Annotated in this window: 18 protein-coding genes and 1 pseudogene; 11 read left to right on the top strand and 8 right to left on the bottom strand. The window is 74.2% G+C overall.

Features of this window, described 5'->3' with window-relative positions; translation table 11 throughout:
- Positions 1–62 precede the first annotated feature (62 nt).
- On the bottom strand, positions 63–1,370 hold the full coding sequence (locus tag ACQ614_RS02175; RefSeq protein ID WP_431676429.1) for a MinD/ParA family ATP-binding protein: 1,308 nt from the start codon (positions 1,368–1,370) through the stop codon (positions 63–65).
- Positions 1,371–1,650: 280 nt separating this feature from the next.
- Between ACQ614_RS02175 and ACQ614_RS02170 the strand changes: the two genes are divergently transcribed.
- On the top strand, positions 1,651–2,001 hold the full coding sequence (locus ACQ614_RS02170) for a hypothetical protein (RefSeq protein WP_431676428.1): 351 nt from the start codon (positions 1,651–1,653) through the stop codon (positions 1,999–2,001).
- 113 nt (positions 2,002–2,114) lie between these two features.
- Positions 2,115–2,777, top strand: a complete 663-nt coding sequence (locus ACQ614_RS02165; RefSeq protein ID WP_431676427.1) for a sigma-70 family RNA polymerase sigma factor — start codon at positions 2,115–2,117, stop codon at positions 2,775–2,777.
- A gap of 254 nt (positions 2,778–3,031) precedes the next feature.
- Here the strand turns inward: ACQ614_RS02165 and ACQ614_RS02160 are convergent, their stop codons facing one another.
- A complete protein-coding gene (locus ACQ614_RS02160; protein WP_431676426.1) occupies positions 3,032–3,442 on the bottom strand; it encodes a spore-associated protein A in 411 nt (136 codons plus the stop codon).
- A 548-nt stretch (positions 3,443–3,990) separates the two neighbouring features.
- On the opposite strand from ACQ614_RS02160, the pseudogene ACQ614_RS02155 reads away from it, so the two are divergent.
- Positions 3,991–4,155 (top strand): annotated as a pseudogene (locus ACQ614_RS02155) (GNAT family N-acetyltransferase); the annotation flags it as partial.
- Between the two features lie 23 nt (positions 4,156–4,178).
- Here ACQ614_RS02155 and ACQ614_RS02150 read toward each other — a convergent pair.
- Positions 4,179–4,811 (bottom strand): class I SAM-dependent methyltransferase, encoded by a 633-nt coding sequence (locus tag ACQ614_RS02150; RefSeq protein ID WP_431676425.1) that lies wholly within the window; start codon positions 4,809–4,811, stop codon positions 4,179–4,181.
- A 92-nt stretch (positions 4,812–4,903) separates the two neighbouring features.
- The gene (locus ACQ614_RS02145; RefSeq protein WP_431676424.1) at positions 4,904–7,576 is read right to left on the bottom strand and encodes an AfsR/SARP family transcriptional regulator; all 2,673 of its coding nucleotides are present in this window, start codon (positions 7,574–7,576) and stop codon (positions 4,904–4,906) included.
- A 175-nt stretch (positions 7,577–7,751) separates the two neighbouring features.
- Here ACQ614_RS02145 and ACQ614_RS02140 point away from each other — a divergent pair, with 175 nt between their 5' ends.
- Both ACQ614_RS02140 and ACQ614_RS02135 read left to right on the top strand, forming a co-directional pair.
- Complete coding sequence (locus tag ACQ614_RS02140; RefSeq protein ID WP_431676423.1) at positions 7,752–10,586, top strand: BTAD domain-containing putative transcriptional regulator; 2,835 nt, start codon at positions 7,752–7,754, stop codon at positions 10,584–10,586.
- Positions 10,587–10,821: 235 nt separating this feature from the next.
- Positions 10,822–13,200 (top strand): ATP-binding protein, encoded by a 2,379-nt coding sequence (locus tag ACQ614_RS02135; RefSeq protein WP_431676422.1) that lies wholly within the window; start codon positions 10,822–10,824, stop codon positions 13,198–13,200.
- Positions 13,201–13,272: 72 nt separating this feature from the next.
- Here the strand turns inward: ACQ614_RS02135 and ACQ614_RS02130 are convergent, their stop codons facing one another.
- Complete coding sequence (locus ACQ614_RS02130) at positions 13,273–13,902, bottom strand: TOPRIM nucleotidyl transferase/hydrolase domain-containing protein (protein ID WP_431676421.1); 630 nt, start codon at positions 13,900–13,902, stop codon at positions 13,273–13,275.
- Between the two features lie 264 nt (positions 13,903–14,166).
- Positions 14,167–15,003, bottom strand: coding sequence for a helix-turn-helix domain-containing protein (locus ACQ614_RS02125; RefSeq protein WP_431676420.1), 837 nt, complete (start codon positions 15,001–15,003; stop codon positions 14,167–14,169).
- Positions 15,004–15,116: 113 nt separating this feature from the next.
- Between ACQ614_RS02125 and ACQ614_RS02120 the strand changes: the two genes are divergently transcribed.
- The 3 genes from ACQ614_RS02120 to ACQ614_RS02110 all read left to right on the top strand — a co-directional run bounded on the left by ACQ614_RS02120 (position 15,117) and on the right by ACQ614_RS02110 (position 17,807).
- Positions 15,117–15,710 carry an NADPH-dependent FMN reductase gene (locus tag ACQ614_RS02120; RefSeq protein WP_431676419.1) on the top strand — a complete coding sequence of 198 codons (594 nt, stop codon included), beginning with the start codon at positions 15,117–15,119 and terminating at the stop codon, positions 15,708–15,710.
- A gap of 11 nt (positions 15,711–15,721) precedes the next feature.
- Positions 15,722–16,690, top strand: coding sequence for an aldo/keto reductase (locus tag ACQ614_RS02115; protein WP_431676418.1), 969 nt, complete (start codon positions 15,722–15,724; stop codon positions 16,688–16,690).
- A 64-nt stretch (positions 16,691–16,754) separates the two neighbouring features.
- Positions 16,755–17,807 carry a DUF6301 family protein gene (locus ACQ614_RS02110; RefSeq protein ID WP_431676417.1) on the top strand — a complete coding sequence of 351 codons (1,053 nt, stop codon included), beginning with the start codon at positions 16,755–16,757 and terminating at the stop codon, positions 17,805–17,807.
- A 257-nt stretch (positions 17,808–18,064) separates the two neighbouring features.
- On the opposite strand, the gene ACQ614_RS02105 is transcribed toward ACQ614_RS02110, so the two are convergent.
- Both ACQ614_RS02105 and ACQ614_RS02100 read right to left on the bottom strand, forming a co-directional pair.
- Positions 18,065–19,447 (bottom strand): permease prefix domain 1-containing protein, encoded by a 1,383-nt coding sequence (locus ACQ614_RS02105; RefSeq protein WP_431676416.1) that lies wholly within the window; start codon positions 19,445–19,447, stop codon positions 18,065–18,067.
- The gene (locus ACQ614_RS02100) at positions 19,444–19,818 is read right to left on the bottom strand and encodes a PadR family transcriptional regulator (protein WP_431676415.1); all 375 of its coding nucleotides are present in this window, start codon (positions 19,816–19,818) and stop codon (positions 19,444–19,446) included. The genes ACQ614_RS02105 and ACQ614_RS02100 overlap by 4 nt, the downstream gene beginning before the upstream one ends.
- Before the next feature lie 295 nt (positions 19,819–20,113).
- On the opposite strand from ACQ614_RS02100, the gene ACQ614_RS02095 reads away from it, so the two are divergent.
- The 3 genes from ACQ614_RS02095 to ACQ614_RS02085 are packed head-to-tail and all read left to right on the top strand — an operon-like array spanning position 20,114 to position 23,071.
- Positions 20,114–21,616: a S8 family peptidase gene (locus tag ACQ614_RS02095; RefSeq protein ID WP_431676414.1), complete on the top strand. Its 1,503-nt coding sequence runs from the start codon at positions 20,114–20,116 to the stop codon at positions 21,614–21,616.
- A gap of 21 nt (positions 21,617–21,637) precedes the next feature.
- Positions 21,638–22,900 (top strand): serine-threonine protein kinase, encoded by a 1,263-nt coding sequence (locus ACQ614_RS02090; protein WP_431676413.1) that lies wholly within the window; start codon positions 21,638–21,640, stop codon positions 22,898–22,900.
- Positions 22,901–22,939: 39 nt separating this feature from the next.
- Entirely contained in the window at positions 22,940–23,071 is a 132-nt protein-coding gene (locus ACQ614_RS02085) for a hypothetical protein (RefSeq protein WP_431676412.1), read from the top strand.
- Positions 23,072–23,170: the final 99 nt, after the last annotated feature.

The raw sequence follows: 23,170 nt of genomic DNA, 5'->3' as shown, positions 1-23,170 counted from the left end.
GGCCGGGAGACGCGCCTCCTGCCCGGGACAGGGCCCCGGGCAGGAGGCGTTCGTGTCGCGTGTCAGCCCACCGGTGCGAGGTCGTCGGCGTCGGCCAGTGTGGCGGCGGCGAGCTCGGCATGGGCGCGCCGCGTCTTCGGCCGCAGTTTCGCAGGGTCGAACTCCCCGCCCACCGCGAGGTGTTCGTCGAACGGCACCACGACGACGCCGCGGCAGCGACTCCTGAAATGGGCCACCACGTCGTCCAACCGGACCTGTCGGCCCGCCTCACGGATGCCGGAGACCACCGTGACGCTGCGGCGCGCCAGGTCGCCGTAGCCGTTGCCGTACAGCCATTCCAGGGTGGTGCTCGCGCTGCTCGCGCCGTCGACGCCGGCGGTCGCAGCGACGACCAACCGGTCGGCGAGGTCCAGGACCCCGCGCGAGGCGTCGTGGAGCAGGCCGGTCCCGCAGTCGCTCACGACGATCGGGTACTGCCGCTGCAGGACGTCGATCACCTGCCGGTACCCCTCGGGGCCCAGGCCCCGGGCGCCCACCACGCCGGGCACGCCGGCCAGCACCTCCAGACCGCTCGGGGTCCGGGAGGTGAAACGGCGCACGTCCATGTAGCCGGTGATCGACGGCGCCGCGGCCAGCAGGTCGTGGGCCGTGGCGGAGGTCTCCCGGCGGATCCGCAGCCCCAGCGTTCCGGTGCCGGGGACGGCGTCCACGGCCACCACCCTGTCATTGCGCATCCCGGCGAGGACGGAGCCGAGTGCCAAGGCGACCGAGGTCTTTCCGACCCCGCCCTTCAGGCCGACCACCGCGATCCGCACCCCGGCGTGCAGTGGGGCACCGGCTGGGGCGAGCCGCTGCCCGTGGTCACGGCCGGAGGGCCCGAACCCGCCGAAACCCCGGACCCCGGACCTACCGCCGCGGCGCACACGCCGACCCCGGACCGGCCCCGGCCGCCCCGGGCGGGGGCCCGGAAGGACGGTGGCGTCGGCCGGACCGGGCAGCGGCACGACGGTGGACGGACGCGCGGCGATCGGCGCGGCGGCCACCCGTACGGCAAGCACCGGGTCGACGGCGGCGGGAGCGGCCGGCGGCAGGGCCACCGCCGCTGCGGTGCAGGCACCGTCGGGCGCGGCCCCGGCCCCGGTCGTGCGCTCCTCCGGCGGGACGAGCACCGTTCCCATGGCGTCCAGCGGCCGCCGCCAGTCCGGCGGAGCGACCGGATCGAGGGTCGTCCGCGCAACGTCCCCGGTGTCCCCGGCCGCCCGCCGGGACGCGACCGGCCACCGGGCCGGACCGTAATCGGGGCCGAGGGCCAAGTCCGAGCCCTCCGTCAACCGGTGCACCACCACCGCGCCGCCGTCTTCGACCGCCATGCGTTCCTCCTGTCCGCCGCCTGGCCCTGTCCGGCAGTGACGGCCGGCGCCCCCCGACACCGGCACTCCCAGGGCCGTTCACCCTGGGGAACGGCGCAGGCCGGGCGAGCCGTTCAACGACGGTCCGGCGCCCGCCGCGGGTCGTCGAAAACCGGCTGCTGAACCCCGCCACCGCCCGCTACCGTCCCCCCAGTGGCACCCCTCGCCGGGTGCCGTGACAGGTCCGACGTCGGCCCGCGGCCGGGCGTCGGTTCCGCTGCGGACCAGGGGAGAAGCACCGATGGCACTGGATGGGCCGAGCCCGCGTGAGTTCGTGGCGTCCCTGCTCGCCCGACCACCGGAGGTCAGACCGGGCCTGTCGGCCCTGCCCGTTCCCGACGCCCCGGCCGACGAAGTGATAGCCGTGGCACGGCGGCTCGCCCTGCGCGGTCTGCCGGGAGAACACCTCCGCCCGAACCCGCCGGCCGCACTGCTGCGCCTGGCGACGGCCCTCGTGGTGGACGAGCACCCGTCCGCGTCCTCCTGGCTGCCGGCGGACCGGGCCCTGCTGGCCGCCTGGGTCTCCGTCCTGATCGACCGGGACGGGGAGGAAGGCGTCGAGGAGTTCGTCCGCGCGCTCGACCGGGGCTGAGCGATCGGCGTGACGTTGGTGTTTCATTGGCGGGCCCCGCGAGGGTGGCGACCGGTGCTGCCGGAGGTTCTCCGGCGGCCCGTGCCGTCCCCGTCGGACCAGAGAGGTCGCGCGTGTCCAAGCCGCCCGTTCCCCCGCCCGTGTCGCCCGTCCGGCCGCCCGCCACCGCGGCCGGTCCGGGACAGGACCGCCCCACCCTCGGCCACGACGCGCTCGCCGAGCTCCACCACCTGCACAGCGGCTACCTCCTGCGTGCCCTGGTACGGGTGACCGGCGACCGGGGCAAGGCCGAGGACATCCTGCAGGAGACCCTGCTGCGGGCCTGGCAGAACCCCGCAGCGCTGGCGAGCGGACCCGAGCAGGCCCGCCCCTGGCTGCTCACCGTGGCCCGGCGGATCGCCATCGACCACTACCGGATGGCCGCCGCCCGGGCACGCGAGGTTATGGCCGACACGCCGGAGGACCGGCCGCTCGCCGAGGACCCGTACGACGGCGTGGTGGCTTCCCGGGACCTCGCCCGGGCCATGGCGGTGCTGCCACCGCACCACCGTGAGGTGCTCGTCGAACTGCACCTCAACGACAGGTCGGTGGCGGAGACCGCAGAGCTGCTCGGAGTGCCGCCGGGCACGGTCAAGTCCCGCAACTTCTACGCGGTCCGGGCCCTGCGCCCGGTCCTGGCCGCGCAGCCCGGTTACGCCCCGCCGGAGGAGCGGGCCGTGCCGTGCGGTCCCGACGCGGCATCCGCGCCGCGCGTCGGTCCGGGGGCCGCGGCATGACGGTTCCTCACCCGGAGGACGGGAACGTGGCTTCGTTTCGCGCTCGACCGTGCGTCAGTGACCTCCACCGGGCTCCCCCCACTTCGTGCGGCCCGGGAAGCTGCGGCGGGCCCCGAAGTAACTGCGTGTCATCGCTGTCATCGCAACCTCAGGGTTTTACGAGGCAGTTCTGCGAGGCTCTGACCCGCACAGACGATCCACTTCGCCTCCGGTCGCAGCTTCCCGAGCCCCGGGCCTCCGGGGCCGTTCACCGATCAGCCGCAGTGCTCCCAGCCGGACGCCCAGCGGATGCCCTCCGCGGAGCCGCCCCACGAGATGCACGTGTTCGCGGCACTGAGCCTGACCGGGCCGGCGTAGTAATAGTAGAAGCCGCCGTCGGGGGCGTCCCTGAGGTCGCTCTGCCGCTCGATGTGCACCCGCAGGTCGTACCTCTTGGTCCCGTTCGGGTTCCGCACCCAGGTGACGGCACAGTTGCTCGACCCGTTGTAGAACAGGTAGATGTCGGCCACCGTGCCGAGGGCGTGCTGGTCGATCAGGTAGTAGCCGCTGCCGCAGGCCCCGCTCGGCGTCGTGGCCGCCTCGGCCGGAGCGGCCACGGACACCATTCCCGCGGCCATGCCCAGAACGCTGAGCGCGAGGGCCGTTATCCGCTTTGACTTGCGCATGAGTCTCCGTTTCGTACATCCCTGCCGGATCTGCCGCAGGCACGATAGCAGCGACCAAGATCGTTTGACTACGGGTCAGTACGGCGGCAGACGGCCTTGCCCGCTCGAAGCGGCGCGGTACTTGGCAGCACCGCTCGGCCGCGTGCCAATCGACCGGATGCCGTGGGACGACCAGCCTTCTTACGGCGTGGTCCGCGATTGAGGACGGGGTGTGCTGGCCGGCGAGTCGGGGTGGGTGGTCAATCAGCAGGCCGCCTGTCGGGTGAGCAAATTCGGCGCTCGGCTTGTGCCGGGTCGGGGCCGGAGCGACGGCCGGCACCGGCACTCGGCCCGAGCGCCGGCGGCAAGGGCGGCCAGGCCCCCGACCTTCGGCACTGGGGCTTACCGGCGCTGCAACGAAGCCAAGCGCACGATCGACCGGCTCCGGGCCGTCCGGACCGTCGCCACGAGGTTCGGCAAGCTCCCCCCGTCTTCCACGGCACGGTCACCGTCGCAGCGATCGCCGAAACCCGCTTGATCCACTGGCTTATGGTTCCCGCACGAAGACCATGCTCCGCTTGGCGAACATCACCCCTGACAACTTCGATGCCGCGATCGGCCTGAAGGTGCACCCAGATCAGGAGCACCTGGGCGCTCCGGTCGTGAAGTCACTTGCAGAAGCGTATGTGCACCCCGACACGGCTTGGCCCCGACTCATCCTTGACGGCGACCGGCCGCCAATCCCCGCATCACCAGGTCACCCCAGCCTGCGGGCCAGTAGGTACGCGCGCTCCGTGTCCGCTTCACCCGGATAGGGTCCTCGCATCAGCGTTGCTTCCACCGCAAGTCCGGCGGCAGCAAGACCCGCGCTCACCTCGTCGGGTCGCAGGGCGAAAAAGTCGAGTGACACCGGACGGTCGAGCCAGGAGTCCAGACGACGGACCTCCTGGCCCGCATGGAACGCGGCAAGGAGAAGCCCTCCCGGCCGCAGCACCCGGGCGAACTCCGCATAGGCCAGCGGCCGTTCCTCGACCTGGAGATGGATCAGCGAGTAGAACGCCACGACACCGGCCAACTCCCCGTCACCGAGTGGAAGGTCGAGCATCGATCCGACCCGCACATCCAGCCCGGGCCGACGCGCCCGGGCCACTTCCACCATGCCCGGCGACACGTCCAGCCCCAGAACGGGAACTCCCAGATCGGCCAGGAAGCACGCCACCTGGGCCGGACCGCATCCCGCGTCGGCAACGAGGCCCTCGTGCGGGACCTGCTCGGCAAGGGCCGTCAGCATGGCACGGTCCAACGGCTTGGAGGCCAGATCGGCGGTGAAGCCCTGCGCGTACACGTCCGCGACGGCGTCGTAGGAGTCCCGGATAGAGGTGCTGTCCATCCGGCCAGTATCCGATACCCGCCCGACCCCTGGGCCAGCGGCCACTACAGGACTGGTAGCAGTCCGCTGAGGGATGTGCGGCCGGGCGAAAGCTACCGGCGGTGCGGAGGGACGGAGAACCCCGCCTCCTCGCAGGCGGCCAGCAGCCGGTGCCGGGCCAGTTCGCCCGCCTCGTGCCGGCCGAGGGCCTGCAGGGCATCCGCCTCCGTGCGCATCGACCGCACGCGGACGGTGGCGGTGGGGTGACCGGGCAGCAGCGCCTCGACCTCGCGTGCCCGGCGCAGCGCCTCCTCCGGATGCCCTGTCGTCAGGGCGACCGCGGCGGCGGTGCCCAGGACATGGGCGAGGTGCCGGGTATCGCCGCAGGCGGCGGCCGCGGCAACGGCGGCAGCAGCCGTCCGGCGGGCGCCGTCCGGGTCCCCCGTCGGGGCGGTGGCCAGCGCGAGCGCGGCCAGGGCGCGGCCGTGGACGGCCCCGTCGGCGGGAGCGGTGCCCGCAACGGCCTGCCGGGCGGCCAGGAGCGCCTCCCGCTCGCGCTCCAGCCCGAGCAGTACCTCGCCGAGGTCGCAGCGCAGCAGGGCGAGCGCCACCCTGTCCCCGCACGCCTCGGCGGCGCCCTCGCCGGCCCGCAGGCAGTCCAGCCACTCGGTGAGCCGGTCGGAGCCGCGGTAGAGAGGGCTCGCCAGCACGGCCAACCGCCGGGCCCGTTCCGGGTCGGCATCGGCGGCGACGGCAACGAGCGCGCGAATCGTCGGCTCCTCGGTACGGAACCAGGCGAGTGCGGCACGGGTGTCGGGGGCGGACGGCAGTGCGGCCGGCGGCCGGGCGCGGCCGTCCTGGCCGGGCAGGCCGGGCTCCAGCTGCTCGCCGAAGTGCCGGGCCGCTTCCGCGTAGTGGTCCAGGAGCCGTCCTCGGCAGAACCGGCCGAACCCCGTCGGATCTCCGGCCGGCAGGTCGGCGCCGAACAGCCGGACCAGGTCGTCCCGGCGGTAGCGCCCGGGTGCGCTCTCGGCGAGCAGGTGGTGGGCGGCCAGTTCACCCAGCGCGACGCGGGCGGTGCCGAGGTCGCTGCCGAGCAGTGCCGCGGCAGCCGGGGTGTCCACCTCGCGGCCCGGGTGGACGCCGAGCCCGGCGAGCAGCCTGCCGGCCCCGGCGGACAGGTGGCGGTACGTCAGCACCAGCGCGGCGCGGACACCGCCCGCCCCGTCGCCGTCCAGGGCGGTGAGCCGGGTGTGCTCGTCGGCCAACTCGTCGGCCAGCCCGGCGATCGTCCGGTCCGGCTCCGCGGCCAGTCGGTCGGCGGCGATCCGCAGCGCCAGCGGCAGGCCGTCACAGAGCCGGACCAGCCGCCTTGCCGCGTCGCCCTCGGCGCGCACCCGCGCGGGGGCCAGCACGGTTTCGAGCAGGCGCAGTGCCTCGTCCTCCGTCAGAGCCTCCACCCGCAGCAGGACGGCGCCCTCCGACACCACCAGCTCTTCCAGGGTGCTGCGGCTGGTGACCACGGTGGTGCAGTCGGGGCCCGCGGGCAGCAGGTCGAGGACGCGGTCGGCGCTGCGGGCGTTGTCGAGCACCACCAGCAGCCGCCGGTCGGCGGTGCGGGCCCGGTAGAGGGCGGCACGGCCTTCCCGGTCCGCGGGTACGGCGGCCTGCGGCACCCCCAGGGCGAGCAGGAACCGGCCGAGCACGTCGGCCGGATCGGCCTCGCCCGCCGGATCGAAGCCGCGCATGTCGGCGAAGAGCCGGCCGCCGGTAAAACGTTCGGCCGCGCCGTGGGCCCAGTGCACGACCATGACGCTCTTCCCGACCCCGGCCGGGCCGACCACCAGCGCCGGCCCGCCGTCGCCGTCCGGGCCGCACTCGCGCTCCAGCCGGGCCCGCTCGTCCTTCCGTCCGACGAATCCGGTCGGCCGAGGGGGAAGCATGCACGGCACCGGAGGGCCGGCCGAGCCCGGGGCCGGCCGGCCCGCAGCGGATCGGCCCGCAGCAGACCGGCCCGGGGCACCGGCCCCGTCCGTCGGCGCCCCGCCGGCCGACACCTCCGCGAGTGCCGCCCGCAAGTCCGGCCCCGGGGCCACACCCAGTTCGAGGGCGAGCAGCCCGCGGGCACGGTGGTAGGCCGCCGACGCGTCCGCCGGGCGTCCGGCCTGGTGCAGACAGCGCATCAGCAGTGCCACGGCCTCCTCGCGCACCCCCTCCGCCCGCACGCACTGCTCCAGGACCGGCACCGCCGCCGCGCCGGTGCCCCGGCGCAGGCGCAGCCCGGCCCAGGCCAGCTGGGCCGAGACGCGGGCCCCGTCCAGGCCGGCCGCCAGGTCGTGGCGCATCCCGGTGTCGGGCAGATCCGCCAGCGCGGCGCCCGCCCACAACCCGAGTGCCTCCTCCAGCAGGCCGATCGCCCGGACGTCCCCGTCGCGGTCGTCGTGCCCGGCGCACTCGGCGGCCGCAGCCGTCAGGGATTCAAAACGCAGCGCGTCCACCCCGTCGGCCGGCCCGGAAAGGACATAGCCCGGGGCCCGGGTGTGCAGGGCGAACGGGGTACCGCCGAGCAGCTTGCGCAGCGCCGCGACATGCCCCTGCAGTGCCGCCCGGGCGGTGGCCGGAGACCGCTCGCCCCAGAGCAGCCCGCAGAACGCGTCCACCGCGACGACCCGCCCCAGCCGCAACGCCAACAGCGCCAGCACCGCGCGTCGCTGAGGCCCCGACGGCGAGACGAACCCGCCGGAGCCGGTCCGCAGCTCCACCGGCCCGAGAAGCCGAATCCCCACACGTCCCCCCACAACCACGTCACGGAGCCCGGCGCGCAGCCGGCCCCCTCCACCCGCGGCGGGCGGCCCACCGGCCGAACCGTACGCCCCGCCCGCCCACCGCCGACACCCCGGCCCCTATCCTCGGACGCCACGACCGGCGGCCCGCCTGCCGGGCCGCGCGCGAGGGGGCCGGATGCGGATCGACCTGCTGGGGACGTTCACCGTGCGGTACGACGACGGCACCACCGCCACGCCGTCCGCCCCCAAGCGCCGCGCCCTGCTCGCCGCACTCGCCGTCCGCCTCCACCGCGTGGTGCCCGCGGACGAGTTGATCGAACTCGTCTGGGAGGGCAGCCCGCCGCCCACCGCCCGGGCCGCACTCCAGGGCCACGTCACCGCACTGCGGCGGCTCCTCGACGACCGCCTCCACCTGGCCACCCGCGGCACCGGGTACGTGCTTGCCGGAGACCCGGAGCAGGTGGACGCCGCGCACTTCGAACGCCTCTGCGACCGGGCCGGTGTGCTGCTGCCCGCCTGCCCGGCCGCCGAGGGCCCCCCGGACGCCCCCGCAGACCCGGCGCTCCCCCTGCTGCGCTCGGCCCTCGACCTGTGGCGCGGCCCGGCACTCGCCGACTGCGGCTCCGCCCTGCTCCGCGAGCAGGCCGCCCCGGGCCTCACCGACCTGCGGCTGCGCGCCCTGGAACGACTCGCCGACGTGCTCTGCCGCGGCGGACGCGGCGGCGAACTCGTCGCGGAGCTCACCGAAGCCGTCTCCGCCCACCCCTCGCACCAGCGGCTCGCCGCCCGACTGCTCACCTGCCTGGAGCAGGCCGGACGCCGGGACGAGGCGCTTGCTCCGCCCCGCCGGGCCCCGGCCGGGGGAGCCGGCCCTGCCGTACGGCCCTCCACCGGACCCGCGGGGGCTGTGCCGCGGATGCGCCCGGTCCCCGCGCAACTGCCGCGCGGCGACCGGAGGTTCGTCGGCCGTGCGGCCGATCTCGTCCGACTGGACGAGGCGGTCGCCGGGCGGGCGGGCGGCCCGGTGCTGGTCACCGGGCCCGCCGGAGTCGGGAAGACCGCCCTCGTCCAGCACTGGGCCCGCCGGGCCGCCGACCGCTTCCCCGACGGCGTGCTGTACGCGGACCTCCGCGGCTTCGACCGGGCCGAACCGCGCGACCCGGCCGAAGTCCTGACGTCCTTCCTGACCGCCCTGGACGCCGACACGCCCCCGTCGGCCCCACTCGACCGCCGCACCCGGCGCTACCGCGAACTGCTGGCCGACCGCCGGATCCTGATCGTGCTGGACAACGCGCACTCCGCCGAGCAGGTCGCCCCGCTGCTGCCCGGCCCCGGGCCCGAGCACCCGGCACGTCCCCGAGGCGCGCCCGCCGCAGCGTCCGTCACCGTCGTCACCAGCCGCGACCGCCTGCGCGAGCTGTCCGACCGCGACGGGTCGCTGCCGATCCCGTTGGACGGGCTGACCCCCGCCGACGCCCGGGAACTCCTCGCCCGGGCCTGGGAACCCGAACCGGTCGACGCGGAGCCCGAAGCCGCCACCGCACTCGCCGCCCACTGCGACCACCTGCCGCTCGCCCTGCGCACGGCCGCCGCCCGGCTGGCGGGCCGCCCGGGCCGGGCACTGCACGACCTGGCGGCGGAGCTCGCCGACGAGCAGCTCCGGCTCGCCGCGCTCTCCGGGACCGGAAGCGTCCCGCTCGGCGTCACCGCCGCCCTCGACCTGAGCCTGCGCGCCCTGCCGCCCGCCGCGGCGCAGACGTTCGCGCTGCTCGGCCTGCACCCCGGAACGGCGATCGACGTACCGACGGCCGCGGTGCTCACGGACACCTCCCCGGCAGCCGTCCGCGCCGAACTCGCCCGGCTCGAGGCCGTCCACCTGGTGGAGGAGGACGGGCCCGGGCGCTACACCCGGCGCGGCCTCGTCCGGCTGCACAGCGCCCGCCTGGCCGCCGACCTCACCCACGGCCGGCAACGCGCGGCCGTGGAGCGGATGACCGACCACTACCTCACGGCGACCGCGGCCGCCTGCACCGCCCTGGGCATCGAGGACGGGCCGCCGGCCGACACCCCGTCGGCCTCCGGGCGGCCCGGTGGCCCGGCCCCGGCCGGAGCACCACCCGGCGGGCACCCCACCGCCCCGCCGACCCCCGCGCCCGGCCCGCACGACGTCGCCGAACCCGCCCGGGCCGCCGCCTGGTTCCGCCGGGAGGCGGGCACGGTGCACGCCCTGGTGCTGAGCGCGGTGCACCACGGCCGCACCGCCGCGGCCTGGCAACTCGCCCACCGGGCAGGCCTCCTCCACGAGACCGTCGAACCCGGCGGTCCGCAGCGGCGGGCCGTCGCCGAGGCCGGCCTGCGGGCCGCCCGCACCTCCGCCGATCCGGCGGCCGTCGCCCGTCTGGCCACCGACCTCGCCGCGGCCCACGCCGCCCGGGGCGAGCCCCGCGCCGCCGCCGAGCACCTGGACCAGGCCCTCGCGGCAGCCGGCCGGGCCGCGGACCCGGTGCTGAGCGCCCGCTGCCGGACTCGGGTGGCCGTCGCCCTGCAGGGATCGGGCCTGGCCGAGCACGCGGTCCCGATACTGGCGGGCGTCGCCGCCGACGCCCGTGCACGGGCCGACCACCGCCTGCTCGCCCGCTCGCTGGCCCACCTCGCCGACGCCCTGATCGCCACCGGAGCACCCGGGCAGGCCCTCGCCCACGCGGACGAGGCCCTCCACCTGCTCGCCACCACCCAGGGCCCGGCCGAGCAGATCTCCGCCGCCCACAGCCGCGCCCGTGCCCTGGAGGCACTCGGCCGCCCCGGCGCCGCCCTCGACTCCGCCCGTCTGGCACTCGCCCTCAGCCGCGTCGGCGGCGACCCGCGCACCCGGTCCCGCTCCCACCTGCTGATCGCCGACCTCCTCCACGCCCTCGGCCGCACCGCCGAAGCCGAGGCGGCACGGCGGGCCGCCGAGGCCACCGCGACCGTCCGTCGACCGTCCGAGGAATCCTGCGGGCCCGGCCGGTGAGCGGGCGGCGCCGGAACCGGTACAGGCAGAACCATGGGCAGTTCCGCACAACGGCCCTTGCCGCCCCGGGGCCCCGCCCCTCGAAGTCCCGCCCCGACCTGCCCCGGCCCGGCCCGTCCGTCGGCCGGGCCGGGCCGCGACCTACCCGCCGGTACAACGCCCGCTCCGAGGCGTGCATACTTCTGCCTGACACCGACCGGTGAGATCATCGGCACAATGCGTGACAGGGGGCGGCATGGGCGATGCAGGAGCCACGGGCGAAACCGCCGACGAGAGCGGGGAGTTCCGCCGGCTACTGGCAGAGTTCCGCCTCCGGGCAGGCCTGACCCAGGACGACCTGGCCCGAGCCGCCGGCGTCAGCCTGCGCGCACTGGGCGACATGGAACGCGGCCGGACCCGCGGCCCGCAACGGCGCACCGTCCAGGCCCTGGCCTCCGCCCTCCGGCTCACCCCCCGGCAGGCCGCCGCACTCGAACAGGCCGCCGCCGCGGGCCGCCCCCGCCGCACACCGGCCGCCACCGACCCGGCCCGGGCCGACCACGGCAACCCCGCCGCCGACACCGCCGCGGCCGCGCCCGCCCGACCCGCCGGCCCCACGCCCTGCGCACTCTCCCTGCCACGGGACATCGCCGACTTCACCGCCCGCGAAGAAGCCCTCGCCCAACTGCAGGACCTCGCCCGGGACGAGACACCGGCCCACCCCCGCATCGTCCTGATCAACGGCCAGCCCGGCCTCGGCAAAACCGCCTTCGCCCTGCACGCCGCCCACCGCCTCACCCCCCACTTCCCGGACGGACAACTCTCCCTCCACCTCGGCGGCATGGCACCCACACCCCTCAGCCCGCGCGACGCCCTCGCCCAGATCCTGCGCGCCCTCGGCATCGCCGACGCAGCCGTCCCCGCCGGCACCGAAGAACGCGCCGGCCTCTACCGCGCACTGGTACGGGAAAAACGACTCGTCCTCATCCTGGACGACGCCGCCGACGAGACACAGGTCCGACCGCTGCTGCCCGGGTCCGGCCCCACCCTCACCATCGTCACCAGCCGACACACCCTGCCCGGCCTCGAGTCGGTGCACCGCCTCGGCCTGGCCGCACTCACCCCCACCGAAGCCGCCACCCTGCTCGGCCGCATCGCCGGCCACCGGCGAACCGCCGCCGAACCGACGGCCACCGCCGAACTCGCCCGCCTCTGCGGCCACCTGCCGCTCGCCCTCCGCATCGCCGGACAGCGCCTGGCCGCCCGCCCGCAGCTGCCGATCGACCGCCTCGTGCGCCAACTCGCCGACGAAGAACACCGCCTGGACCTCCTGGAGGCAGGAGACCTGGGCGTACGCGCCGCCTTCACCCTCTCCTACCACCGACTGCCCGACACCACCCGGCTCGTCCTGCGCCGCTGTGCCCTGACCGCGGGCCAGGACTTCACCCCCGACACCGTCGGCGTGTACGCAGGCCTGCCGACCGCGCAGACCGACCGCCACCTCGAACGACTCACCGACGCCGGACTGCTCCACGCCGCGACGGCCGACCGCTACCTCATGCACGACCTGGTCCGCCTCTACGCGGGCGAACGCCTCACCGTCGACGAGGACCGGTCGGCACTCGCCGCCGACCGCGACCGGGCGGACGACCGGCTGCTGCGCCGCGCGGCCGCCTGCGGCCTGCGCTTCGACCCGGACCACGACATCGACGACCGCTCCGGCGACCCGGACCCGGTCGGCGCCCCCAGGACCCTCGCGGACGCCGCACGCTGGCTGGAGGAGGAGCACGCCGAATGGCTCGCCGCGCTCCGCCGCGCACTGGCCGCCGGCCGGCACCGACAGGTGATCGACACGGCCGAGGCGATGCACTGGTTCTCCGACCGGCTCATGCGCTGGGACACCTGGGGCGAGGTCTTCCAGCTCTCGGTGGACGCCGCCCGAGCGTGCGGCGACGTCCGTGCCGAGACCGTCCACCTGAACTACCTGGCCTGGACGTCCGTCATGTGCCTGCACCGGTACCGGCGCGGGATCGAACTGGCCCACGACGCCCGGGAGCTGGCCCGTCGGATCGGCGACGCCGAGCAGGAGGCGTGGGCACTGACCTACCGCGCGACCGGCCTGCGGTACCTGCAGAGGTACGAGGAGGCGGCCACCGCGTACCAGCAGGCCGCCGGGGTCTTCGCCGCGGTGGGCAACCGGCCGGCGCAGGTGGGCCGCCTGGTCTCCCTCCGGGGCGCGGCCAACTGCCTGCGCGACACCGGACGGGCGGAAGAGGCCGTCGAGACCCGGTGCCTGGCGCTGGCCGGGGCGATGGAGCTGCGGGAGGTGTGGGAGTCGCACGTGCCGAGCCTGCTCGTCTCGTTCATCTTCCACGAGCTCGGCCTCGACCGCGCCGCACTGCGGGACTGGGCGGCCGCCGAGAAGGCGTACCGCCAGGCGCTCGTCCACTACGAAGCCGCGGGTTGGCCGGACACCATGACCCAGACCCTCACCGAGCTCGGCACGGCACTGATCGAACAGGGCCGGGCGGGGGAGGCCCGCGCCCTGCTCTCCGACGCCCTGACCGGCCTCGCCGACGGCGGCGGCCGGCCGCGGCGCCGCCTCCCCGGGCCGGCCGATGCCGGGACCCGCTGACCGGACGGCATCCGCTGCGGATCCCGCTCGGCCCGACCGCCCCAGTACGGGGACCGCTGCTGTCGGCGTCGGTCAGCGCTCGGGTTGCAGGTGCGCGAGCAGGTCGTGGAGGGGCGCGGGCACGTTCTCGGGGTCGAGGGCTTCGACCAGGAGGTGGCCGTAGCGGATCTTGCGGCCCTTCTTCGTGCCGAGGAAGCGCCGCATCTGGTGGTGCGGGGGCCGGCCGTGCTGTGCGGGCTGGCGTACGAAGGTGTGCCAGGCCGGGAGGTCGCCCTCCGCCCGGAGGATCTCCTCGACCCGTGCCACGCCGAGCGCGCGGATGAGTTCGTCCTCCAGGTCCGTCGCACACGTGAAGAACCCTTGGCGCGGTGCGCCGACCCCCTCGAGGGCGCGGTCGTAGAAGCGCTGCTCGCCCACGTCGCACAGTCCGGCGAGGCGCAGGCCCAGTCCGGGCGGCCCGAGGAGGGTGGCGTAGCGGCCGACGTTCATCGCGCCGCCCATGGGTAGGACGCACACCCCTTCGGCGGGCAGGTCCCTGCCGTAGCGAGCGGCCAGCGTCTCGACGGCCGCAAGATCGCTCAACCCTTCCAGCAGCACCGCGGTCCGTACGCGCAGCCGCACGGCCAGCTCGCTCGCCGGCCCGCCGGGGCCGCCCGCCGCCCAGGCGCCGACCGCATCCCGGAACGCTCGCATGTCCGTCATGAGGAGATCCTGCCCCTGCGCGGGCAGACCCGGCACGGAATTTTTCGTCGGCCGGGCTCCGCGGCGTCACGGTGGCGGCGGAGCGGACGGGCAGCTCTGTCCCGATCAGGAAAGGCTGCGACCGTCGGACAACGACCATCGGGCTTCGCGGGAAGCGATCACGACTGACGTGAGCCCTTCGGTAGCGGCGCGGGGCATCGGAGCGGTCCGTTTCCCACTACTGAGGAGGACCGGCCACGGCCACCGGCGACGGGGGCCGGCGCTTCACGAGATGGCGCGGAGCCGGGCGGGGGCTTGGTGGCGGAGCAGGTCGAGTGCCCGGGTCGTCTCCTCGTCCGCGGGCAGGAAGACGATCAGTTGCTGGGCGTCCGTGGTGAGTTCGAGCGTCTCGCGCAGCAGTCGGAGCTCGTGCCCGGACGGGTGGGCGAGGCGCAGGACGCCGCGTTGCGGGACGCTGTGGCGGTTCAGGCGCTTCGTGAAGTCGGGGCCGGCGGCGGGGGCGAGTTCGGCGGTGAGCCACTCGGAGTTCTCGACGGACGGCCCGAGCCAGATGTCGAAGGCCTGCTCGTCCGCGACGTCGTCCCAGTCGGCGAAGAACGTGCGGGCCCTCGGGTCGGTGAAGACGTAGCGGGTGAGGTTGGGGGCGTCGGTCTCGAGCAGTCCGCTCGCATCCATCACCGACCGGTAGCCGCCGGTGTGGGCGAGGACGTCGCCCAGCCGGTTGGTCACCGCGGCGATCCCCGGTTCGAGGAGGCGGAGCACGTCCAGTACGGCCGGTCGGACCTCTCGGGGCGGCGGTGCGGGCCGGGTGCGGCCGGCGCACTCACCGCCCGTGATCTTCGAGAGGTACCGCAGGTGGTTGCGCTCCGAGGGGTCGAGGCTGAGCGCGTCGGCGAGCGCGTTCACGATCTGCACCGAGGGATTGCGGTCGCGGCCCTGTTCGATGCGGGTCAGGTACTCGACGCTGATGCCGGCCCGCGCGGCGAGGTCCAGACGGCGCAGCCCCGGTGAGCGGCGGCGGCCGCGGTCCGGCAGCCCGAGCGATTCCGGCTGGATGCTGTCGCGCTTGGTGCGGATGAAGTCCCCCAACGGCGTACCCATGGTGGGAGCATAGGGCGCCGCCGGACCGGTCGAGGAGTGTTCAGCGTGGCCCTGCGGGGGCCAGTCTGAGCAGGGTCTGGTTACGGTCGCCGCCCGGGCCGATGGTGGTGGGCATGGAGAACACGCACAAGCTGCTGATCATCGTCGGAAGCGTCCGCGAAGGGCGGTTCGGCCCGGTCGTCGCCTCGTGGGTCGCCGAACGGGCAAGGGAGCACGGAGGGTTCGACGTGGACGTGGTCGACCTGGCCGATGTCGACCTCCCGCTGGCACTGCCCGCCGCGCCGCCGAAGTTCGCCGGCGACGGCTACCCGCGTCCGGCGGGCATGGCCCGGCTGACGTCGGCCCTGGAGAGCGCCGACGCGTTCCTCGTGGTCACACCGGAGTACAACCACAGCTACCCCGCCTCGTTGAAGGCGGCCATCGACTGGCACTTCACGCAGTGGACGGCCAAGCCCGTGGCGTTCGTCAGCTACGGCGGTGCGGCGGGCGGCCGGCACGCGGTGCTGCACCTGGAGAACGTGCTGACCGAACTGCACGCGGTGACGATCCGCGACGGCCTGGCCTTCCCGAACTACTTCACCGCGTGGCAGGACGGCCGCCCGCTCGACGCCGAGGCGCCCGGGTACGCCAAGACCCTGCTGGACCAACTGGCCTGGTGGGCGGGCGCACTGAGCGCGGCGCGCGAGGCCGCGCCCTACCCGGCGTGAGGAGGACGGCCATGGAGTACGTTCCGCTCGGCGGCACGGAGTTGAAGGTCAGCCGGATCGCACTCGGCTGCATGGGATTCGGGGACCCGGCGCAGGGGGTCAACCCCTGGGCCCTGGACGAACGTGCGGCGGCACCGGTGTTCCGGCGGGCCGTCGAACTGGGCATCACCCTGTGGGACACCGCCAACGTCTACGCCGGCGGCACCTCGGAGGAGATCGTCGGCCGGGCCGTGCGGACGTACACCCGGCGCGAGGACGTCGTCCTCGCCACCAAGGTGGGACTCCCGATGCACGACGGCCCCGAGGGTTCGGGGCTGTCGCGGAAGGCGATCCTCCGTCAGGTGGACGCATCGCTCACCCGGCTCGGCACGGACTGGATCGACCTCTACCAGATCCACCGGTTCGACCCCGCAACGCCGGTCGACGAGACGATGGCGGCCCTCCACGAGGTGGTGGCGGCGGGGAAGGTCCGGTACATCGGCGCCTCGTCCATGTGGGCGTGGCAGTTCGCCAAGATGCAGTCCGCCGCGGCGCAGCAGGACGGTACGCGGTTCGTGTCGATGCAGAACCAGTACAGCCTCGTCCAGCGCGAGGACGAGCGGGAGATGTTCCCCCTGCTCGCCGATCAGGGCGTCTCCAGCCTGCCGTGGTGCCCCCTCGCCAAGGGGCGCCTGGCCCGGCCGCACGGACAGGCGACCGGCCGTTCCGCGAACGATTCCGTCGGGCAGCGCTTCTTCGGCGGCGTCGACCGCCCGATCGTCGACGCGGTGCAGCGGATCGCGGCGCGGCGCGGGCGGTCCATGGCGCAGGTCGCCCTCGCCTGGGTCCTCCACAACCCGACCGTTGCCGCTCCCGTCGTCGGCGTGACGGACCCGGGCCACCTCCAGGACGCGGCGGACGCCCTCACCGTGCACCTCGACGAGACCGAGATCGCCGCCCTGGAGAGCCACTACACGCCCCGCCTGCCGACCGGATTCTGACCACGGCCGTCTCCCGGTCCCCCTCGGTGCGGGCGATGTCGGGGCCGGTTGATAAGAAGAAACCATGATCAGTAGCGAGGACATCGGGTCCGTGGTCCGCCGGTTGACAGCCGGCTCCGTCGGGCCGGGCTGGAGCGAGCGCGACATGCGGGCCTTGGTCGACCGGCTCGGTTGGACGTGGGTGGCCGAGCCCGACGGTCGGGTCCGGGTGCTGACCGGGCTCCCGGGCGGAGACGCGGAGCTCGTGCCCGTCGATGCGCGGGCCCGGACGTACGCCCCGACGCAGGCGTACCTGGAGCTGGTGGTACCGGTGAGCCGGCCGGCACCGGAGGTACGGCCCCAGGCGGAGGAGTTCCGCCGGGTCGCGGACGCCGTCCGCCAGGTGTGCGGGGAGGCGACCTACGCCGGAGCCGCGGGATTCCACGGGCCGGCCGGCTTCCGCATGGATCCCGTCTGGGGCAGGCCGTTCCTGCGCTGGCGCCAGGGGGAGGTGACCGTCGAACTGCGGGCCGGGGCTGCCGGGCCCGAACTGGTCCTGCAGTCCAGCGAGGTGTGGGAGTCCTGGTTCGCGCTGGCCGGCGAGGGCTTCGTGGGCGTCCTCGAAGGTGAACGTCCGCTGGACCACCCCCGCTGGGAGGGCCACGGCACCTGGGAGGACCTGGAGCTCAGCCTGGGAGGGTTCCTTCGGACGCTCGCCGCGGAGACGGTGGCGACCGGGATCGTCCAGAGCATGCCCCTGTACGGGCGGCTCGCCCACGACAACAGCGGGCCCCTCCTGTTCTCCATCACCTGCACGGACCGCCTCTACGTCGACTACACCGAGTACCGCGTCCCCGAGGCGGCCAGTGGGGCGAACGCCGCCGCTCTCGGATGGACCCCGCGGGAGGCCCTGCCGACCGGACACCTCCCCGCCGACCTCGACGGAGCGGCCCCGTGGCGTATCGACGCCGGCGGCCCCGGAGACCTGCAGGCGGGCACCGCGATCGCCTCCCTGATCGTGCGTACCGCCAGGGCCGCCGGGGTCGAGTCCCACTCGGATCTGCTCCTCGGCGGCGAGGCGGAGTTCCGGCATCCCTACCGGATCGGCTTCCCCGGACTCCGCATGACCGTCGTCTGACAGCCCGGCCCACGGGCCCGGCGATCACCCTCCTCGTCCTCGGGACGGCCGGGCCGTCCGGCAGAGGTCGGAGCGATGGGCCGTCCGCATCGATGTCACCGATCGCGGACGCCCTTCCGGGTGACGGGAAGGCAGGTGGGCCCGTCCGGTCCGGCGCGCCCTGACGCGGCAGCCGGGCTGCCGGCCCGCCCGTCGCATGCCCGAACAGCAGTGACGGCCCACCGGAAGAACCGTTGGGCCGTCACGACAGATCGAGGTCAGAGGTAGTTGAACAGCGGGGGAAAGACCAGGGCCACGATCCAGGCCCATGCGGCGTAGACCGGGAGGTAACCGGTCTGCCAGCGCTCGAGCGCCGTGAACGGCGTGCGCCGGCGGACGAAGCCCAGGAGCAGCCACGCGGACCAGGCGAGGTTGGCCAGCAGGATGACGTTCTCTCCGAGCGCCGCAGCCTTGTTGGGTGTGGTGCCGTACTCGGTGATGCGTCCGGTGATGGCCAGCAGCACCAGCACGTCGATGACGAGCGCGCTGACCACCAGGGCGAGCTGCACCTTCTCGAACAGGCCCGGAGGAGCCTCCGGATCGCGGGCGGAGAACGAGTAGAGCAGCAGCCCCAGCACCACGACCAGCACGACGTCGAACAGGATCAGCGCCGTCCGCTCGACATCGATACCGGTGCCGGACCAGCCGAAGGCAACGATGAAGGCCAGCAGCACCGCGGTGAACAGCGGAGTGAACAGCCGCGCGAGCACCGGGGCCATGTTCTCGACGACGCTCTGCTTGGCCTCGACGAGCCATCCGGCCACCACTACCGCGGCCACACCGCCGCACGGCACGAGCCACTGCCCGATGAACTCCCCGGGGGCGATCCCGATGGCCTTGAAGGTCCCGGAAATCATCAGGATCAGCACCACGCCGCCGCAGGCGAGGAGGGAGAGGTAGACGAACCATTCGCCGGTGAAGCGGATGAAGTCCATTCGTCGGCGTGACGATCGCACCTCGTCCGCCACATAGGCCAGACCGACCACGAACCACAGAGCGATGGGGACATGGATTCCGGTCAGGACGGCCGACTGGGAGTCGTCCGCAAGCGGATAGGCGTTGGCCGCCACGGCGCCGAGCGCGAACAGCGCCAGTAGCGTCCCGACCAGTATCGGCCCGGCCTGGCGGCGCCAGGCCAGCAGGGCCGCCAGCCACGGCAGCGCGAACAGGCCGAGGTTGCGCAGGTAGAACGCGCCGTCCTCGTAGAGGCTCAAGCCGAACAGGCCGGGCACCTTGACGGATGCTGCCGCGCCCGCAGCACAGACGACCACCGCGAGCAGATCGCGCCGCCGCCGGCCGTCCGCCGACGGGCCGTCGGTCCCGCCGGTCAGCACCAGTTGCTTCCACAGCCGCTCGGAATGCTCCCGGGCGAACTCGCGGGACAACTCGTCCAGCCCGCCCATGCGCTTCACCGCGACCAGAAACGCCTCGTCGGGGCGCAGGCCGACGGCGATGAGCTCGTCGACGGAGCCGCGGAGATGGTCCTCGAGCTCTTCGACGTCGGACTGCCGCAGCTCGGGGCGGCGGCCCACGTAGTGACGCCACTGGGTGAACTGGGCCTCCAGCTCGTCCTGCTCGTCCTGCTCGTTCGACAGCGTCATGCCTCGCCTCCCAAGGGGATCGCCGTAAATGCCCTCAAATCGCCGGGGCCGGGCCAGACCCTCCTGAGCGCCTCCACGACCGTGTCCCACTGGCGGCGCTGCTCGGCAAGCTCGGCCAGGCCGCTGTCGGTGATGCGGTAGTACTTGCGCCGCCGTTCACCCGGGGCCGACTGCCAGCTCGACTCCACGTGTCCGAGACGCTCGAGCCGGTGCAGCAGCGGGTAGAGCAGCCCCTCGGTCCAGTCCAGCTGTCCGCCGGACAGCTCGCCGATCCGTTTGAGGATGGCGTAGCCGTAGCTCTCTCCCTCGGCCAGGATGCCCAGCACGATCGGTGTCGCCGACGCGGCCACGAGATCCTTGGTGACCTTCACCAGCCCCCTCCTCCCCATACCTAGAACTGTGATGCATAGAAGGTCCAGGTATTGTGCCCGTCCGGAGCCGGGTTGTCCACGAGCCGTGCATCGCGGACGGCGGCCCCGTTCCGGTGCGTGACCAGGGCCCGGTGCCCGAGTTCGGCAGGAACAGGAGCCGACCCGTACGTGTGACTCCCCGTGACCACCCGTCGTGGGGCGCCGCGGCGAGCGCAGATGACAGGCCGGACAGGCGGGCGCATGGTGGAGCCAGGGGTGCCGTACGCCGCCACCGGAGGTACCCAGGATGAAGCCCGTGCCGGGGAGCGAATCCCTCCCGCCGCCCGGGGCGATCCGGAGTCAGGTCAGCCCGGCGCTCAAACCGGGCTCCGGCGAGGAGCGCAGCCGGGTGGTGCCGATCGACGACGAGAACCGCAGCCCGGTCCTGGTCGAGGTGGACCTCACCCGGGACCCGGACACCGAGCAGACCCGAACCGCCTTCCTCGGCCTGTACCAGCGGGTCTTCCCCGGCCGGCCGCAGCCGATCCGGGTCGCCGCCAGTTACCTGCGCTGCCTGCTCAGCCCCGACGAGATCGAGCTGCTGCTGCGGCGCGACCAGGAGTCCTCCACCCGGCCGACCGTGTTCCGGGTCTGGCCGGACTACACGATGGACGCGCACATCGACCGCTCGGTCTCCACCATCAAGGCCGACGCCGTCGCCCGCTGCTACGCCTCCTCCGGCCTGGGCATCGTCTGGGCGGTCGTGGACAGCGGCATCGACGAGCACCACCCGCACTTCGCCGACGGCACTCTGCAGGGCCAAGTCGCCGACCTCCACCGGGACTTCACCGGCCTGGTGCCCGGCGGCCCGGCCGACCCGGCGGAGCAGCCGCTCACCGACCCCGGCGGCCACGGCACCCATGTGGCCGGGATCATCGCGGGCGGCCTGCCGTCGGACAGCACCCCGCTGATCACCCACCTGCAGCAGATCGGCGGCTTACCCGTCCGGAAGTCCCGCGAGCTCGCCGAGGGCCGTTCACTGCGCGGCATCGCCCCCCGGGCCCAGCTGGTCAGCCTGAAGGTGCTGGCCCGGCGCGGCGAGTCGCTGGTCACCTCGTCCAGCGCAGTGATCGAGGCGCTGTACTACCTGCGGGAGAAGGTGAACACCGGCGGCCGCCTGCTGGTGGTGCACGGCGTCAACCTCAGCCTCGGCTGTCCCTGGGACGCCGCCGAGTACGCCTGCGGCCAGAGCCCGGTCTGCCGGGAGGTCAATCTGCTGGCGGCCAGCGGCGTGGTGGTCGTGGTGAGCGCGGGCAACGGCGGCTTCGGCACCCGGGTGCCGGGCGAGGGCGGCGCCGACACCCGAGGCGTGCTGGCCTCGATCACCGACCCGGGCAACGCGGACGGCGCGATCACCGTCGGTTCCACCCACCGGGACCGCCCGCACGAGTACGGCGTCACCTACAACTCCTCCAAGGGGCCGACCCTGGACGGCCGGCTGAAGCCGGACCTGCTGGCCCCCGGCGAGCGGATCACCTCCTGCGCCACCGGCGGCCTGCGCGGCGACCTGGCCGCCCTGCTCCCGGCGGGGGTCGACCCGGCGGCCGTGCCGGTCTACACCGAGCAGAGCGGCACCTCGATGGCGGCCCCGCACGTCTCCGGTGCCGTCGCCGCCTTCCTCTCCGTCCGGCCCGAGTTCATCGGCCGACCGCGCGAGATCAAGGAGTTGTTCTGCGCCAACGCCACCTCGCTCGGCCGTGACCGCTACCTGGAGGGCCACGGCCTGCTCGACCTGATGCGCGTGATGTCCAACGTCTAGACCGCAGGAGATGACTCGAACATGGCTGCACCGATCGCCGGACTCCCGCACTGGGAGGTCCGCTTCGACAGGGACGGGCACCTCCTGGACGACGACGGCCTGGTGGCCGCGCTGCCCGGTAGCGGTGTACGGGAGCTGTTCGTCTTCTGCCACGGCTGGAACAACTCGGACGCCGGTGCCCGCGCCCTCTACGGGTACACCTTCGGGGAACTCGCCGGCCAGATCGACTCGTTCGTCCCGTCCTGGCGCGGGAAGGTGGGCGTGGTCGGTGTGTTCTGGCCCTCGATGCTCTTCCCCGAGGACGCCCCCGACACCCCGTCCAGCCCCTCCACTCCGGCCGAACTGGCCACCGCGCTCGCCCCTGCCTTCGCACCGGCGGAGCAGGCCAAACTGGCCGAGATCACCGCGCTTCTCGATCAACAACCGGAGGATGCCGAGCAGTTGACGAACTGCCACCAACTGATCGGCGGCCTGGTCACCTCCCCGCCGCTGGCCGATGAGGACCAGGGGCCGCAGGCGGTGCTGGACAAGCCCACCGGCGAAGTGTTCAGCGCGCTGGCCGGGCTGGCGAGCGAGCAGGGCGACGCCCAGGGCTTCCCCAACCCGTTCAAGGTGCTCTGGCACGGCGCCCGGGAGGCGCTGCGCACCGCCAGCTACTACGAGATGAAGAACCGCGGCGGGGTGGTCGGCAAGGACGGCCTCGGCCCGCTGCTCGGCCGGTGCGCGGGCAACGGCCTGCGGGTGCACCTGATGGGGCACAGCTTCGGCGCCCGGCTGGTCTCGTTCGCCCTGCCCGGCCTGCCGGACGGCATCGGCAGCCCGGTCGCCTCGATGCTGCTGATCCAGGGCGCCTTCTCGCACTTCAGCTTCGCCGCACCGATTCCGGTGGACGACGACCGCAACGGCTTCCTGGCCCCGTACTCCGACCGGGTCGCCGGGCCGCTGCAGTCCATCTTCTCGGTCGGCGACCGGGCAGTCGGCTGGTGGTACCCGGCGGCCTCGATGCTCAACAACGAGGACGACCAGGCCGCCTCCGACCTGACCTACCGCTGGGGCGGGATGGGCCACGACGGCTTCCAGCAGGGCGGCGCCGAGCAGTTCGACCTCAGACCCGCCGGAGAGCCGTACCCGCTCCGGTCCGGGCAGTTCTACCGGCTGCGCGGCGACGAGGTCATCAAGGCGGACCAGTCGCCGTTCGCCGGCGCGCACAGCGACATCAAGCACCCCGAGGTGGTCTGGGCCGCGCTCGCCGGCGCCACCACGGGGGTGGACCTCGCGGCCTGACGGCTCGACACCCCTGACGGTCGGTGGCCGGGGCAGCGGGTGAGCGTGGGCGCGCCGCTCACCCCCGCCCACTGGGGACGGGACACCGCAGTGCTGCTCACCGACGAGGACCCGGCCGTACGCAGGTGCGCCGCGCTCGCCACCGGAACGCCTCCTCCACTCGCCACCTGATCCAGCGACCCGGACCAGGGCCACCCGCCCATCCAAGCAGCCCCCGAACGCCCGATCGAGCCATCGACCTGCGGCGATGGTCCCGACCGGGCGCGGCGG

This window comes from Kitasatospora dryopteridis, from assembly GCF_050749075.1.
Taxonomy (GTDB): Bacteria; Actinomycetota; Actinomycetes; order Streptomycetales; family Streptomycetaceae; genus Kitasatospora.
The sequence above is the reverse complement of the archived record's forward strand: the minus strand, read 5'-3'. Positions and strand labels throughout refer to the sequence as shown.